Origin of the sequence: Arhodomonas sp. AD133 (assembly GCF_051195215.1) — a bacterium.
Classification (GTDB): domain Bacteria; phylum Pseudomonadota; class Gammaproteobacteria; order Nitrococcales; family Nitrococcaceae; genus Arhodomonas.
Genome location: NZ_JBNAZM010000073.1, coordinates 1 through 15738, shown reverse-complemented (window position 1 = coordinate 15738; position 15738 = coordinate 1). Strand labels below are relative to the sequence as shown.

Annotated in this window: 11 protein-coding genes, 1 tRNA gene and 1 pseudogene; all 13 read right to left on the bottom strand. The window is 64.1% G+C overall.

Annotation, left to right across the window (positions count from 1 at the left end; translation table 11 throughout):
• Positions 1–128: 128 nt before the first annotated feature.
• Complete coding sequence (gene fusA, locus ACPEES_RS21970) at positions 129–2222, bottom strand: elongation factor G (protein ID WP_435106369.1); 2094 nt, start codon at positions 2220–2222, stop codon at positions 129–131.
• Positions 2223–2243: 21 nt separating this feature from the next.
• Complete coding sequence (rpsG, locus tag ACPEES_RS21965) at positions 2244–2714, bottom strand: 30S ribosomal protein S7 (protein ID WP_435106367.1); 471 nt, start codon at positions 2712–2714, stop codon at positions 2244–2246.
• A gap of 40 nt (positions 2715–2754) precedes the next feature.
• Complete coding sequence (gene rpsL, locus ACPEES_RS21960) at positions 2755–3129, bottom strand: 30S ribosomal protein S12 (protein ID WP_435106365.1); 375 nt, start codon at positions 3127–3129, stop codon at positions 2755–2757.
• 138 nt (positions 3130–3267) lie between these two features.
• Positions 3268–7548, bottom strand: a complete 4281-nt coding sequence (gene rpoC, locus ACPEES_RS21955) for a DNA-directed RNA polymerase subunit beta' (protein ID WP_435106363.1) — start codon at positions 7546–7548, stop codon at positions 3268–3270.
• A gap of 220 nt (positions 7549–7768) precedes the next feature.
• Positions 7769–11833, bottom strand: coding sequence for a DNA-directed RNA polymerase subunit beta (rpoB, locus tag ACPEES_RS21950; protein ID WP_435106361.1), 4065 nt, complete (start codon positions 11831–11833; stop codon positions 7769–7771).
• Between the two features lie 175 nt (positions 11834–12008).
• On the bottom strand, positions 12009–12386 hold the full coding sequence (rplL, locus tag ACPEES_RS21945; RefSeq protein WP_435106359.1) for a 50S ribosomal protein L7/L12: 378 nt from the start codon (positions 12384–12386) through the stop codon (positions 12009–12011).
• Between the two features lie 81 nt (positions 12387–12467).
• Positions 12468–12986, bottom strand: a complete 519-nt coding sequence (gene rplJ, locus ACPEES_RS21940; RefSeq protein ID WP_435106358.1) for a 50S ribosomal protein L10 — start codon at positions 12984–12986, stop codon at positions 12468–12470.
• Between the two features lie 279 nt (positions 12987–13265).
• Complete coding sequence (rplA, locus tag ACPEES_RS21935) at positions 13266–13961, bottom strand: 50S ribosomal protein L1 (RefSeq protein ID WP_435106357.1); 696 nt, start codon at positions 13959–13961, stop codon at positions 13266–13268.
• Between the two features lie 4 nt (positions 13962–13965).
• Positions 13966–14397 (bottom strand): 50S ribosomal protein L11, encoded by a 432-nt coding sequence (rplK, locus tag ACPEES_RS21930; protein ID WP_435106356.1) that lies wholly within the window; start codon positions 14395–14397, stop codon positions 13966–13968.
• Positions 14398–14520: 123 nt separating this feature from the next.
• On the bottom strand, positions 14521–15054 hold the full coding sequence (gene nusG, locus ACPEES_RS21925) for a transcription termination/antitermination protein NusG (RefSeq protein WP_435106354.1): 534 nt from the start codon (positions 15052–15054) through the stop codon (positions 14521–14523).
• 6 nt (positions 15055–15060) lie between these two features.
• Positions 15061–15438, bottom strand: a complete 378-nt coding sequence (gene secE, locus ACPEES_RS21920; RefSeq protein ID WP_435106352.1) for a preprotein translocase subunit SecE — start codon at positions 15436–15438, stop codon at positions 15061–15063.
• Positions 15439–15496: 58 nt separating this feature from the next.
• Positions 15497–15572: transfer RNA gene (locus tag ACPEES_RS21915), tRNA-Trp, on the bottom strand.
• Between the two features lie 87 nt (positions 15573–15659).
• Positions 15660–15738, bottom strand: a pseudogene (locus tag ACPEES_RS21910) (EF-Tu/IF-2/RF-3 family GTPase); the annotation flags it as partial.

Sequence of the window (15738 nt, the reverse complement as noted above, 5' to 3'; positions counted from 1 at the left end):
TTGCCGTGGTCAACGTGACCAATCGTCCCCACGTTCACGTGCGGCTTCGTGCGCTCAAACTTCTCCTTGGACACGGCTCACCTCTTTCGGGTCAATTCTGTCGCTGGTGTATTCCGTTGACCGGACGATCAGCCGGCCTTCTTGATCACTTCGTCGGCGATGTTCGCCGGCGCCTCGGCGTACCCTTCGAACTCCATGCTGTAGGCAGCACGGCCCTGGGTGGCCGAGCGGAGGTCGGTCGCATAACCGAACATCTCCTTGAGCGGGACCTCGGCGCGGATGATCTTGCCGGCCGGACCGTCATCCATGCCCTGGACGGTGCCACGCCGGCGATTGATATCGCCCATGACGTCGCCCATGAACTCCTCGGGCGTCACCACCTCGACCTTCATCACCGGCTCGAGGAGAACTGGATTCGCTTTCGCGAACGCTTCCTTGAACGCCATGGAGCCGGCGATCTTGAACGCCATCTCCGAGGAGTCGACATCGTGGTAGGAACCGTCGAACAGGGTGACCTTCAGATCGACCACCGGATAGCCGGCGAGCACGCCGTTCTCCATCTGCTCCTGAATGCCGTAGTCCACCGAGGGGATGTACTCCTTCGGCACCACGCCACCCACGATCTTGTTCTCGAACTCGTAGCCTTCGCCCCGCTCGCGCGGCTCCATCTTGATCCAGACGTGACCGTATTGACCGCGACCGCCGGACTGACGGACGAACTTGCCTTCCGCCTCGACCGCCTGGCGAACCGTCTCCCGGTAGGCGACCTGCGGCTGGCCGACATTCGCCTCGACCTTGAACTCCCGCTTGAGGCGATCGACGATGATCTCCAGGTGGAGCTCACCCATGCCGGAGATAATGGTCTGGCCGGATTCCTCGTCGGTGCGCACCTGGAAGGACGGATCCTCCTGGGCGAGCTTGCCGAGGGCGACACCCATCTTCTCCTGGTCGCTCTTGGTCTTGGGCTCCACGGCAACGGAGATCACCGGATCCGGAAACTCCATGCGTTCCAGGGTGATCTTGTTATCCTTGTCGCAGAGCGTGTCACCGGTGGTGACCTCCTTCAGACCGATGGCCGCCGCGATATCGCCCGCGCGCACCTCATCGATCTCCTTACGCTCCTTCGAGTGCATCTGCACGATTCGGCCAAACCGCTCGCGCTTGCCCTTCACCGGGTTCCACACGCTGTCACCGGAGCGCACCACGCCGGAATAGACGCGGAAGAAGGTCAACGTGCCCACGTACGGATCGGTCGCGATCTTGAACGCCAGTGCCGCGAACGGCTCATCGTCGCTCGCCGGACGAGTCGCCTCGCTGCCGTTCTCGAGCTCGCCTTCGATCGGCGGCACATCCACCGGCGACGGCAGATACTCGATGACCGCGTCCAACAGTGCCTGCACGCCCTTGTTCTTGAAGGCGGAACCGCAAAGCACCGGCACGATCTCGTTGGCGAGCGTCTGCTTGCGCAAGCCTTCATTGATCTCCGCAATGGAGAGCTCCCCCTCTTCGAGGTACTTCTCCATGAGCTCTTCGCTGCCTTCGGCCGCGGCCTCTACCAGCTGCTCGCGATAGCTCGCCGCATCCGCCCGAAGCTCCTCGGGGATCTCCACCTGGTCATAGGTGACACCGCGATCTTCCTGGTTCCAGTAGATCGCCTTCATGCGAATGAGGTCGACGACGCCGGCGAATTGATCTTCCGCGCCAATCGACATCTGCAGCGGAACGGCGTTGGCACCCAGGCGCTCGCGCACCATGTCGACGCAGCGGTAAAAATCGGCGCCCATCTTGTCCATCTTGTTGACGAACACCATGCGCGGCACGCCGTATTTATTGGCCTGGCGCCAGACCGTCTCGGTCTGCGGCTCCACGCCGGCGTTGGCATCAAGCACGCAAACCGCACCGTCGAGCACGCGCAGGGACCGCTCCACCTCGATGGTGAAGTCCACGTGCCCCGGCGTATCGATGATGTTGATCCGATGCTCGTCGTACTGCTGGTCCATGCCACGCCAGAACGTGGTGGTCGCAGCCGACGTGATGGTGATACCGCGCTCCTGCTCCTGTTCCATCCAGTCCATCACCGCGGCGCCTTCGTGCACCTCGCCCATCTTGTGGGAGATGCCGGTGTAGAACAGGATGCGCTCGGTCGCCGTCGTCTTACCGGCATCGATGTGCGCCATGATGCCGATATTGCGATAGCGCTCGATCGGTGTCTTGCGTGCCACTACAGAAATCCCCGTAAGCCGTTACCAGCGGAAATGCGAGAACGCCTTGTTGGCCTCGGCCATGCGGTGCGTGTCCTCGCGCTTCTTCACCGCGGCGCCGCGGCTGTCCGCCGCTTCCATGAGTTCGTTGGCGAGCCGATGCCCCATGGTGGTCTCACCACGCTTACGGGAAGCTTCGATGATCCAACGCATGGCGAGCGTATTACGGCGTTCCGGGCGCACTTCCACCGGCACCTGGTAGGTCGCACCACCGACGCGCCGGGACTTCACCTCCACCACGGGGCGGACATTCTCCAGCGCCGTCTCGAGAACCTCCATGGGATCCTCGTGACCCTTCGCCGCGATCCGGTCGAGCGCGCCGTAGACGATCTTCTCCGCCACGGAGCGCTTGCCATCGCTCATGATGAAGTTGACAAAGCGGGTCAGCATCTCGCTCCCGAACTTGGGATCCGGAAGCACTTTCCGCTTGGGAACCTCTCTTCTTCTCGGCATCGCGTAATAAACCCGTTCGTTATCTCAGGACGTCGCGCGCTCAGCCCTTGGGCCGCTTCGCGCCGTACTTGGAGCGACCCTGGCGGCGCTTATCGACACCCGCGGTGTCCAGCGAGCCGCGGACCACGTGGTAGCGCACACCCGGCAAGTCCTTCACACGACCACCGCGAATGAGCACCACCGAGTGCTCCTGGAGGTTGTGCCCCTCGCCGCCGATATAGCCGGCAACTTCGTAACCGTTGGTCAGCCGGACGCGCGCCACCTTGCGCAGCGCGGAGTTCGGCTTCTTCGGCGTCGTGGTGTAGACGCGCGTGCAAACACCGCGCTTTTGCGGCGAGGCTTCAAGCGCGGGCACGTTGGTCTTGTCCGCCCGCCCCTTGCGCCCCTTCCGAACCAGCTGATTAATGGTTGCCATAAGACGCTGACTCCAAACTGAAAACAAACGACAGGCCGGAACACCCGGCCTGTCGAAGGTGCGTAATTGTAGGTCGCACCCACAGGGGTGTCAACCACTTCTGCCCGAAGACTCGGGCACTTAGCTGTGTTTCGCAGCCTACTCGAGCTCGCCGCCACTTCCCGGCGCCGAACCCTCTTGCACCGGGTTGCCAAGGTGCGGCATCGCCGGTGGCACCATGTCCAGCCCGCTCGGCGCCTCGGAGCGTCCGCGCTGGCGCTCGGCATGATAGGCGAAACCGGTACCCGCCGGGATGAGGCGGCCCACGATCACGTTCTCCTTGAGGCCCCGGAGGTCGTCCCGTGCCCCGCGAGTCGCGGCATCCGTGAGCACCCGGGTCGTCTCCTGGAACGACGCCGCCGAAATGAACGAATCGGTCGCCAGGGACGCCTTCGTGATACCCAGCAATAACGGCTCGAAGCGTGCTGCCTCCTTACCGTCGCCCTCGAGGCGCTCGTTGTCCTCGAGCACCCGGGCCCAGTCCACCTGTTCACCCCGCAGGTACCGGGTATCGCCCCCGTCGCGGATCTCGACCTTGCGCAGCATCTGACGGCAGATGACCTCGATGTGCTTGTCGTTGATCTTCACGCCCTGGAGCCGGTAAACGTCCTGGATCTCCTTGACGATGTAGGACGCGAGCTCGGTGACGCCGAGCAGCCGCAGAATATCGTGGGGGTTCGGCTCGCCGTCGGCGATGACCTCACCCTTCTCCACATGCTCACCCTCGAAGACCGTGACGTTGCGCCACTTCGGAATCAGCTCCTCGTAGCTCTCGCCGTCGGCCATGGTGATCACCAGGCGTTGCTTGCCCTTGGTGTCCTTGCCGAAGGAAACGGTTCCGGAAACCTCGGCGAGAATCGCCGGCTCCTTGGGCTTGCGGGCCTCGAAGAGGTCCGCCACCCGGGGCAGACCGCCGGTAATGTCGCGGGTCTTCGACGATTCCTGCGGAATACGGGCGATGACGTCGCCAACGTCCACTTCGGCGTTGTCGTCGACGCTGACGATGGCACCGGCCGACAGGTAGTACTGGGCCGGGATGTCGGTGCCGGCGAGATTGAGGTCGTTGCCGGTCTCATCCACCAGCTTGATCATCGGCCGCAGATCCTTGTAGGCGACCCGCTCCTCGGTTACACGGCCATGGGCGTCGACCACCTGGCGTCGATGCTCACCATTGCCGCGGGTCTTCGGATCCGTCACTACCAGACTCGAGAGCCCGGTGACCTCGTCCACTTCGCGGTTGACCGTCACACCTTCGACGAAGTCGTAGAACTTCAGTCGCCCCTTCACCTCGGTGATGATGGGGTGCGTGTGCGGATCCCAGTTTGCGACGATCTGCCCGGCTTCCACGGCGTCGTTGTCCTGCACCGAGATGGTCGCGCCGTAGGGCACCTTGTAGCGCTCGCGCTCACGACCGTACTCGTCCATCACCGTGACCTCGCCGGAGCGGGAGACGGCAACGAGATTGCCGGAGTGATGCTGCACGGTCTTGAGATTGTGCAGGCGCACGGTACCAGCGGCCTTGACCTCGACGTTATTCACCGAGGCCGCGCGGGAGGCGGCACCGCCGATGTGGAACGTCCGCATGGTCAACTGCGTGCCGGGCTCGCCGATGGACTGGGCGGCGATCACGCCCACGGACTCGCCCACGTTCACCTTGTGGCCGCGGGCCAGGTCGCGACCGTAGCAGCTCGAGCAGACACCGTGACGGGTCTCGCAGGTGATCGGCGAGCGAACCCAGACTTCGTCGACGCCTTCACGCTCGAGCATGTCGACACGCTGCTCGTCGAGCAGGCTGCCCGCCTCCAGAACCGCCTCTTCGCCACCGGGGCGGACCACGTCCTGCGCGACCACCCGGCCGAGCACGCGCTCGCGCAGCGGCTCGACGACATCGCCGCCCTCGATGAGCGGGGTCATCTTGAGGCCGCGATGGGTACCGCAGTCCGTCTCCGTGACCACCAGGTCCTGCGAGACATCCACCAGGCGCCGGGTCAGGTATCCCGAGTTCGCCGTCTTCAGCGCGGTATCGGCGAGGCCCTTGCGCGCGCCGTGGGTGGAGATGAAGTACTGCAGGACGTTGAGACCCTCGCGGAAGTTGGCGGTGATCGGCGTCTCAATGATGGAACCGTCGGGTTTCGCCATGAGTCCGCGCATACCCGCGAGCTGACGGATCTGCGCCGCCGAGCCACGCGCCCCCGAATCGGCCATCATGAAGATGGAATTCGTGGACTTCTGCTCCACTTCCTTGCCTTCGGCGTCGGTGACGTGCTCCTTGCCGAGCTTCTCCATCATGGCCCGCGCCACCTCGTCGTTGGTGTGCGACCAGATGTCGATGACCTTGTTGTAACGCTCGCCGTTGGTGACCAGGCCCGAGGCGTACTGCTCCTCGATGTCCTTCACCTCATCCTCGGCGCGGCCGAGGATCTCGGCCTTCTCCTCGGGGATGACCATATCCTCCATGCCGATGGACACAGCGGCCCGCGTCGACATGTGGAAGCCGAGGTACATGATCTGGTCGGCGAACACCACGGTCGCCTTGAGACCGAGGCGACGGTAGCAGGTGTTAATGGTCTCCGAGATCGCCTTCTTGGTCATGTCACGGTCGACCAGGGAGAACGGCAGGCCGTCGGGGACGATGTCATAAAGCAGCGCGCGACCGGCGGTCGTCTCAACCAGCCGCGTGCCCTCGCTCACCTCGCCATCATCGTCCTGGATCACCTCGCGAATGCGCACCCTGACCCGGGCCTGGAGATCGATCTGGCGCGTCTCGTAGGCGCGATGCAGCTCGGTGGTATCCGCGAAGACCATATCCTCGCCGCGACGCCCGGCCAGCGACAGCGTCATGTAGTACAGGCCGAGCACGATGTCCTGGGAGGCGCCGATGATCGGCTCACCGCTGGCGGGCGAGAGCACGTTGTTGGACGACATCATCAGCGCCCGTGCCTCGAGCTGCGCCTCGATGGACAACGGCACGTGCACCGCCATCTGGTCACCGTCGAAGTCCGCGTTGAACGCGGGGCAAACCAGCGGGTGGAGCTGGATCGCCTTGCCTTCGATGAGGACCGGCTCGAACGCCTGGATGCCCAGGCGATGCAGCGTCGGCGCACGGTTGAGCATCACCGGGTGCTCGCGGATCACTTCCTCGAGGATATCCCAGACCTCGGCGGTCTCGCGCTCGACGAGCTTCTTGGCGGCCTTGATGGTGGTCGCCAGGCCCAGTCGCTGCAGCCGGGAGAAAATGAACGGTTTGAACAGCTCCAGCGCCATGCGCTTGGGCAGACCACACTGGTGAAGCCGCAGCGTCGGGCCGACCACGATGACCGAACGCCCGGAATAGTCCACGCGCTTGCCGAGGAGATTCTGCCGGAACCGCCCCTGCTTGCCCTTGATCATGTCGGCGAGGGACTTCAACGGACGCCGGTTGGTGCCGGTGATCGCCCGGCCCCGGCGGCCGTTGTCGAGCAACGCGTCGACCGACTCCTGGAGCATGCGTTTCTCGTTGCGCACGATGATATCCGGCGCGGAGAGCTCGAGCAGGCGCTTGAGGCGGTTATTCCGGTTGATCACCCGGCGGTAGAGATCGTTGAGATCCGAGGTCGCGAACCGTCCGCCATCGAGCGGCACCAACGGCCGCAGATCCGGTGGCAGCACGGGCAGCACCGTCATGATCATCCAGCCCGGCTCGTTGCCGGACTCGAGGAACGACTCCACCAGCTTCAAACGCTTGGACAGGCGCTTGATCTTCGACTCGGAGTTGGTGGCGTCCATCTCCTCACGGAGCTTTTCCGCCTCTTCCTTGAGATCGACGCTCTTGAGCAGCTCGTAGACCGCTTCCGCCCCCATGCGGGCGTCGAATTCGTCACCGTACTGCTCCACCGCATCGAGGTAACCCTCGTCGGTGAGCAGCTGGCCCCGCTCCAGCGGCGTCATGCCGGGATCGATGACCACGAAAGCCTCGAAATAGAGGATGCGCTCGATATCGCGCAGAGTCATGTCGAGGAGCAGGCCGATGCGGGAGGGCAACGACTTCAGGAACCAGATGTGCGCGGTGGGGCTGGCGAGCTCGATATGGCCCATGCGCTCACGGCGCACCTTGGCCAGCGTCACCTCAACGCCGCACTTCTCGCAGACGACCCCGCGATGCTTGAGGCGCTTGTACTTGCCGCACAGGCACTCGTAGTCCTTCACCGGGCCGAAGATCTTCGCACAGAAGAGTCCGTCACGCTCCGGTTTGAAGGTGCGGTAGTTGATGGTCTCGGGCTTCTTGACCTCGCCGTAGGACCAGGACCGGATCTTCTCCGGCGACGCCAGGCCGATGCGGATGGCGTCGAAATCATCAAGCTGCGCGCCAGGCTGCTTGAACAGATTCAGAAGGTCTCTCATAACCGCTGCCCGTCCAACTGTAGTTGGCAAAATCCGTGGCGTCCGCCCGGGGTCGAACCGAACCCGCGAGCCAACGCCCGTAAGCTCTTGCAGGAACCGCCGCTCGCCGGACCGCGCCGTCGCGCCCCGGGATGAACGCCCGCCCTGCGTCGTATAAGCCCGCTTGTCGCCGGCGTCCGAAGCGACCGCCCCTTCGCGGCCGCACCGGATCGGTCGACAGTCAATCCTGCTCCAGCTCGATATCGATACCGAGCGACCGGATTTCCTTGACCAGCACGTTGAAGGATTCGGGCATACCGGCCTCCATACGGTGATCACCGTCGACGATGTTCTTGTACATCTTCGTCCGGCCGGTGACGTCGTCGGACTTCACCGTGAGCATCTCCTGCAGGGTGTAAGCCGCCCCGTAGGCCTCCAGCGCCCACACCTCCATCTCGCCGAATCGCTGCCCGCCGAACTGGGCTTTGCCGCCCAACGGCTGCTGAGTGACCAGCGAGTACGGGCCGGTCGAGCGCGCATGCACCTTGTCGTCGACCAGATGGTTGAGCTTGAGGATGTGCATGTACCCGACCGTCACCGGGCGATCGAAGGCCTCGCCGGTACGCCCGTCGTAGAGCGTGCACTGACCGGAGGTCGGCAATCCGGCAAGCTCGAGCATCGCCTTGACGTCGTGCTCGTTGGCGCCGTCGAACACCGGAGTCGCCATGGGCACGCCAGCGCGCAGATTGTGTGCGAGCTCGCGGATATCTTCGTCGCTGAACGCGTCCAGATCCTCCTTGCGACCGGAGTGATTGTAGATCTTGTCCAGGAAATCGCGCAGCTTGGACGTCTCTGCATCGGCGTCGAGCATCTCGCCGATACGCCGCCCGAGGCCCTTGGCTGCCCAGCCCAGGTGCGTTTCCAGCACCTGACCGATGTTCATTCGGGAGGGCACGCCAAGCGGCGAGAGCACCACGTCGATGGCCTCGCCATTCTCGTCGAACGGCATGTCCTCGACAGGCACGACGCGGGAGATAACACCCTTGTTGCCGTGACGGCCGGCGAGCTTGTCGCCGGGCGATATGCGGCGTTTCACGGCGAGATAGACCTTGACCATCTTGAGCACGCCGGGAGCAAGGTCGTCACCTGCGGTGATCTTGGCCTTCTTCTCGTCGAAACGCTGGTCGAACGCCTCGCGCTGCGCCTTGAGCTGCGCTTGAACCTTCTCGAGCTGCTGATTGACCTCGTCATCGCGCAGGCGGATCTCGAACCAGCGGCTGCGCTCGACACCCGCCAGGTAATCGGCCGTGATTTCGGCACCGGCACGCAGACCATTCGGGCCACCTTCGGCAACCTTGCCCACCAGCAGCCGTTCGAGGCGCGCGAAGGCGTCGTCCTCGAAGATCCGGTACTGATCGTTCAGGTCCTTGCGAACCGCAGACAGCGCGTCCGCCTCGATGGACAGCGCGCGCTGGTCCTTTTCGACGCCGTCACGCGTGAACACCTGAACGTCGATGACGGTGCCGTCCATACCCGAGGGCACACGCTGGGAGGTATCCTTAACGTCCGAGGCCTTCTCGCCGAAGATCGCGCGCAGGAGCTTCTCCTCCGGCGTCAGCTGGGTCTCGCCCTTGGGGGTGACCTTGCCGACGAGGATGTCACCGGCCTTCACTTCGGCGCCGATATAGACGATACCCGACTCGTCGAGGCGCGAGAGAGCACCCTCACCCACATTGGGGATATCCGCGGTGATCTCCTCCGGGCCCAGCTTGGTATCCCGGGCCACACAGGTAAGCTCCTCGATGTGGATCGTCGTGTAGCGGTCCTCCTGCACCACGCGCTCGGAGACGAGGATGGAATCCTCGAAGTTGTAGCCGTTCCACGGCATGAAGGCGACGCGCATGTTCTGACCAAGCGCGAGCTCGCCCATGTCGGTGGACGGGCCGTCGGCGAGCACGTCCCCGCTGGCGACGCTGTCGCCCGGGCGCACCAGCACCTTCTGGTTCTGACAGGTGTTCTGGTTCGAGCGCGTGTACTTGGTGAGGTTGTAGATGTCGACGCCCGGCTCGCCCGGCGCGGTCTCATTGTCGTTGACCCGCACCACCACGCGCGCGGCATCCACCTGCTCGACCACACCGCCGCGATCGGCGCAGACGGTCACGCCGGAGTCCACGGCCACCGCCCGCTCCATGCCGGTGCCCACCAACGGCTTCTCCGCGCGCAGTGTCGGCACGGCCTGGCGCTGCATGTTCGAGCCCATGAGCGCGCGGTTGGCGTCGTCGTGCTCGAGGAACGGCACCATGGATGCCGCCACGGAGACGATCTGCTTCGGCGAGACGTCCATGTACTGGACCTTGTCCGGTGTGGACATGCCGAACTCGTTCTGATGGCGGATCGAGATCAGGTCGTCCACCAGACGGCCGCTCTCGTCGACCCGGGCGTTGGCCTGGGCGATGATGTAGCGGGCCTCCTCGATGGCCGAGAGATACTCCACCTGATCGGTCACCTGCCCGTTCACGACCTTGCGGTACGGTGTCTCCAGGAAGCCGTACCGGTTGGTGCGTGCATACACGGCGAGCGAGTTGATCAGGCCGATGTTCGGCCCCTCGGGCGTCTCGATGGGGCAGACACGACCGTAGTGGGTCGGGTGCACGTCGCGCACTTCGAAGCCGGCACGCTCACGAGTCAGGCCACCCGGACCCAGCGCGGAGACCCGGCGCTTGTGGGTCACCTCGGAGAGCGGGTTGTTCTGGTCCATGAACTGCGACAGCTGCGACGAGCCGAAGAACTCCTTGATCGCCGCCGCCACGGGCTTGGCGTTGATCAGCTCCTGGGGCATCAGCCCCTCGCTCTCGGCGAGCGACAGGCGCTCGCGCACGGCGCGCTCGACGCGCACCAGGCCCACGCGGAAAACGTTCTCGGCCATCTCGCCGACACAGCGCACACGGCGGTTGCCGAGGTGGTCGATGTCGTCGGTGCTGCCCTTGCCGTTGCGAATATTGATGAGCTCGTGCAACACCGCGAGGATGTCGCTGTTGTCGAGCACGCCCTGGCCGGTGACCTCGTCACGGCCCACGCGCAGGTTGAACTTCATCCGGCCGACCGGTGACAGGTCGTAGCGGTCGGCGCTGAAGAACAGGTTCTCGAACAGCGCCTCGGCGGCTTCCTTCGTCGGCGGCTCACCCGGACGCATCATGCGATAGATCTCCACCAGCGCCTCCAGCTGGGTACGCGTGGAGTCGATGCGCAGCGTATTGGAGATGTAGGGGCCGCGGTCGAGGTCGTTGACGAACAGCGTGTCGATGCCTTCGATGCCGGCGTCGCGGATCTGCTGGACCTGCTCGTCAGTGAGCTCGGCATTGGCCTCGGCGATGATCTCGCCGGTGCCGGTGTCGACCACGTCGTGGGCGACGATCTTGCCGGTGAGATAATCGTCCGGGACCTCGAGCTCGGTCAGGCCCGCCTTCTCCATGCGGCGGATGTGCCGAGCAGTGATGCGACGCCCGTTCTCGACGATGACCTCGCCGTCCGCCTTGATGTCGAAAGTCGCGGTTTCGCCGCGCAGCCGCTCCGGCACCAGGTCGAGCACCACGGAGCCGTTGCGGAAGCGGAACGTGTTCTTGTCGAAGAACAGGTCGAGAATCTGCTGATTGTCGAACCCGAGCGCACGCAGCAGCACCGTCGCCGGCAGCTTGCGGCGGCGGTCGATACGCACGAAGATCGCGTCCTTCGGATCGAATTCGAAGTCCAGCCAGGAGCCGCGATAGGGGATCACGCGCGCCGAGAACAGGAGCTTGCCCGAAGAGTGGGTCTTGCCCTTGTCATGATCGAAGAACACACCCGGGGAGCGGTGCAACTGGGAGACGATCACCCGCTCGGTCCCGTTGACCACGAAAGTGCCATTACGCGTCATGAGCGGCAGCTCGCCCATGTACACTTCCTGCTCCTTGATGTCCTTGACCGTGCGCGAGTCCTTGTCGTAGATGACCAGCCGCACGAGCACGCGCAGCGGCGCGGCGTAGGTCAGACCGCGAAGCTGGCACTCCTTGACGTCGAACGGCGGCTCGCCGATACGGTAACTGACGTACTCGAGCCCGGCGCTGCCGGAATAGCTCTCGATCGGGAAGACGGACTTGAATGCCCCGTGCAGACCGCCGTCCTCACGGTTGTCGGCCTTACGGTCGAGCTGCAGGAAGTCGCGGTACGACTCGATCTGTGTGGCGAGGAGATAGGGAACATCCAGAATGTTCGGCTGCTTGCCAAAGTCCTTCCGGATGCGCTTCTTTTCGGTGAACGAGTAGGCCATCGAGGTTCCTCACCCAGGGTTGGTTCCAGTGGCGTGTCCAAAGCGCTGCACACCGCGATGCGCAGTGCTTTGGGCCGCCATTGCGTTACAGACACAAACGGGAAAAGGCCGGCGGCCCACTGGCCACCAGCCAATTCCCGTCTCTCAAGCTGTGCTTGCGGAGCCCACTCGGCCCTTACTTGAGCTCGACGGAGGCGCCCGCCTCTTCCAGCTTGGCCTTGATTTCCTCGGCCTCTTCCTTGGAAGCGCCCTCCTTGATCGGAGCAGGCGCGCCCTCGACCACTTCCTTGGCCTCCTTCAGACCAAGGCCGGTGACGCCGCGGACCGCCTTGATCACGCCGACCTTGTTGGAACCGAAGCTCGAAAGCACGACGTCGAACTCGGTCTGCTCTTCCTCGGCAGCGGCCTCGCCACCACCGGCGGCCGGAGCAGCGGCCACCGCCGCAGCGGCGGTCACGCCGAACTTCTCTTCCATTGCCTCGATCAGCTCGACGACTTCCATGACGGACATGGAAGCGATCGTCTCAAGAATATCGTCCTTAGATACGGCCATCGTCAAATCTCCTCGGTTGACGCGTAATGTCGAATAACCAGAAAGCAGCGACAGTCAGGATCGCGGTGCTGTCAGCCGTTACTATTTGGCGTCCTTCACCGCTGCGAGCGTCCGCACCAGCTTGCCCGGCACCTCGTTCAGGGTGGTAGCGAGCTTCTGGACCGGCGCACGCATCGTCGCCATGAGACGGCTGACCGCCTCGTCGTAGGTCGGCAGGTTAGCGAGACGCTCTGCCTCGGCGGCGCCATAAAGCTCGCCACCGACGGAGACCATCTTCACCACCAGCTGCTCACGCTCCTTGGAAAAATCCCGGATAACGCGAGCCGCCGAACCCGGATCCTCCTGCGAGAAGGCGATGAGCAACGGGCCTTCGAAGCCCTCCGACATGCACTCGAATTCGGTGCCCTCGACCGCCCGCTTGGCGAGGGTGTTCTTGAGCACCTTGACGTACACGCCGGACTCACGCGCTTTCACACGCAGTCGATCCATGTCACCGGCAGTCAACCCCCTGTACTCCGCCGCCACGGCGGAGTGGGCGTCTGCGGCGACGCTGGCGACCTCCTGCACCATCCGCTTTTTCTGTTCCAGACTCAGTCCCATTGCTTTCCTCCTGGAACGCGGTTGGTTAAGGGGCCTCCGGCCTAAGCCGGTCATGCCCGGGCAGGCAAAGCCCTTGCCCGCCCTGCCCCATCTCGGGGCGGCAACGGTGGCCACTTGCAGGAAGATCGATCCTGTCTGGGCTGCACCGTCTGCGCAGGCGGCCTGCTGGCCTTTAAGCACCCATCGGGGGTGCACCATGCGGTCTTAGACGGCTGTCGCGTCGACGACAGCCTCAAGACCCGGTACGGCACGCGGCACGCCGCGAGCCACGCCCGGTGGTTACGCACCGAGCGTTGCGAGATCCACGCTGACCCCCGGCCCCATCGTCGTGGACACCGTCACCTTCTTCAGGTAAGTGCCCTTGGACGTGGACGGCTTCATTTTCCGGAGATCGTTGATCAGCGCCTCGAGATTCTGCTTCAGTTGCGCGGCCTCGAAATCCGCCTTGCCGAGCGTGCAGTGGATCAGCCCGCCCCGGTCCGTGCGGTAGCGCACCTGACCCGCCTTGGCATTTTCCACGGCGGCTGTCACGTCGGTCGTCACCGTCCCCACCTTGGGGTTCGGCATCAGCCCGCGCGGACCGAGGATCGGCCCAAGCCGGCCAACGACGCCCATGGCATCAGGCGTGGCGATGACGACGTCGAAGTTGAGCTCGCCGCCCTGAATGCGCTCGGCAAGGTCCTCGAGCCCCACTTCGTCGGCACCGGCTTCACGCGCCGCGTCCGCATTCGCCCCCTGGGTGAACACGGCAATGCGCACGCTCTTGCCCGTGCCGTTAGGCAGCACCGTGGAACCACGGACCACCTGGTCGGACTTGCGGGGATCGACGCCGAGGTTGACGGAGACATCGACGGACTCGACAAACTTTGCGCTCGCCAGCTCCTTGAGCAGGCCGAACGCCTCGTCGGCATCATATGCACGGGTTGCGTCGACACGCTCCCGGAAAGTCTTCTGCCGCTTGGTCAGCTTCGCCATGTCGTCACACCCCCTCGACGTCCAGGCCCATGGAGCGCGCGCTACCGGCAATGGTGCGCACCGCCGCATCCATGTCCGCCGCGTTCAGGTCCGGCCACTTGCTCTTCGCGATCTCCTCGAGCTGTTCGCGATTGACCGAACCGACCTTGCTGGTGTTCGGCTGACCGCTGCCCGACTTGATGCCGGCCGCCTTCTTGAGCAGGATCGCAGCCGGCGGGGTCTTGGTAACGAACGTGAAGCTACGGTCGTTGTAGACCGTGATCACAACCGGAATCGGCAGACCCGGCTCCATCTCCTGGGTCTGGGCGTTGAACGCCTTGCAGAACTCCATGATGTTCACGCCGTGCTGACCGAGCGCCGGCCCTACGGGCGGGCTCGGATTGGCTTGGCCGGCGGCGACCTGAAGCTTGATGTAGGCTTCGACTTTCTTGGCCATCAGTCACTCCTAAGATTTGGGTGCAAACGCCGCGGACTGGTTACCGTCGGCTCCCCTCACGGGCGGGAACGCCCTCAACTCGAAGCGGACGGGCAGCCGGCACCGCACCAGCAGCGCTTCGGCTCACCCCTTCTCGACCTGGCTGAATTCCAGCTCGACCGGAGTGGAGCGACCAAAGATCAACACAGCCACCCGCAGGCGACTTTTCTCGTAGTTGACCTCCTCGACCACTCCGTTGAAATCGGTAAACGGGCCATCGGTGACGCGTACCACCTCGCCGACCTCGAAGAGGACCTTCGGACGCGGCTTTTCGGTACCTTCCTTGACCCGATTGAGGATCTGCTCGGCTTCGCGCTCGGAGATCGGCGCCGGCCGGTCGCTGGAGCCGCCAATGAACCCCATCACCCGCGGCACGTCCCGCACCAGGTGCCAGGTGTCGTCGGTCATCTCCATCTGGACGAGCACGTAACCCGGGAAAAACTTACGCTCGCTGCGACGTTTCTGCCCGTCCTTGATCTCGACGACCTCTTCGGTAGGCACCAGGATCTCACCGAACGCATCCTCCATGCCCGCACGGCGAATGCGCTCCTTCAGCGAGCGCTTGACCTGATTCTCGAAACCCGAATAGGCGTGTACCACGTACCAGCGCTTGGCCATTCCCGATCAACCCCCGGGGCGCACGAGGGACTCGACGCCCCACAGGAAAAACATATCCAGCAACCACAGAAGCACCGCTACGATCAGCACCATCACGATCACGATGAGCGTGGTCTGCAACGTCTCCTGCCGCGTCGGCCACACGACGCGTCGCAACTCCTGGCGTGACTCGCGGGCAAATGCCCAAGTAGCCTTGCCCTGCGCCGTCGTCATGGCGATCGCGGCAGAAACACCGGCAACGACCAGCAGGCCCAGCACCCGGTAGAGGGAGGACTCGGCTTCAAACCAGTAGAAGGCGACCACGCCGGCCAGGAACAAACCGACGGCCACAACGAGCTTGACGGAGTCGAGCGGCGAGGACTGACTTTCGGCTCTGGCACTCATGGATTGCCCGCACAAACAGCACGCCGCCGCCTGGTAAGGCGGCGGCGCCGGTGTTAGATGGCAGGCCAGGAGGGACTCGAACCCCCAACCTGCGGTTTTGGAGACCGCTGCTCTGCCAATTGAGCTACTGGCCTGTAGTTCGCGACGTACGTATCCGCCGGCGAATCTCGTAGTTTACAGAAAGGCGCCCCGACAGGAAACCCCGAGACGCCTCTCCGACATCACTCGATGATCTTGGAGACGACGCCGGCGCCGACGGTTCGGCCACCCTCGCGCACCGCGAAGCGCAGCCCCTCTTCC

Excerpts from the sequence above, each read along its gene's own strand:
- rpsG (WP_435106367.1), bottom strand. The coding sequence starts at position 2,714 with ATGCCGAGAAGAAGAGAGGTTCCCAAGCGGAAAGTGCTTCCGGATCCC.
- rpsL (WP_435106365.1), bottom strand. The coding sequence starts at position 3,129 with ATGGCAACCATTAATCAGCTGGTTCGGAAGGGGCGCAAGGGGCGGGCG.
- rpoC (WP_435106363.1), bottom strand. The coding sequence starts at position 7,548 with ATGAGAGACCTTCTGAATCTGTTCAAGCAGCCTGGCGCGCAGCTTGAT.
- rpoB (WP_435106361.1), bottom strand. The coding sequence starts at position 11,833 with ATGGCCTACTCGTTCACCGAAAAGAAGCGCATCCGGAAGGACTTTGGC.
- rplL (WP_435106359.1), bottom strand. The coding sequence starts at position 12,386 with ATGGCCGTATCTAAGGACGATATTCTTGAGACGATCGCTTCCATGTCC.
- rplJ (WP_435106358.1), bottom strand. The coding sequence starts at position 12,986 with ATGGGACTGAGTCTGGAACAGAAAAAGCGGATGGTGCAGGAGGTCGCC.
- rplA (WP_435106357.1), bottom strand. The coding sequence starts at position 13,961 with ATGGCGAAGCTGACCAAGCGGCAGAAGACTTTCCGGGAGCGTGTCGAC.
- rplK (WP_435106356.1), bottom strand. The coding sequence starts at position 14,397 with ATGGCCAAGAAAGTCGAAGCCTACATCAAGCTTCAGGTCGCCGCCGGC.
- nusG (WP_435106354.1), bottom strand. The coding sequence starts at position 15,054 with ATGGCCAAGCGCTGGTACGTGGTACACGCCTATTCGGGTTTCGAGAAT.
- secE (WP_435106352.1), bottom strand. The coding sequence starts at position 15,438 with ATGAGTGCCAGAGCCGAAAGTCAGTCCTCGCCGCTCGACTCCGTCAAG.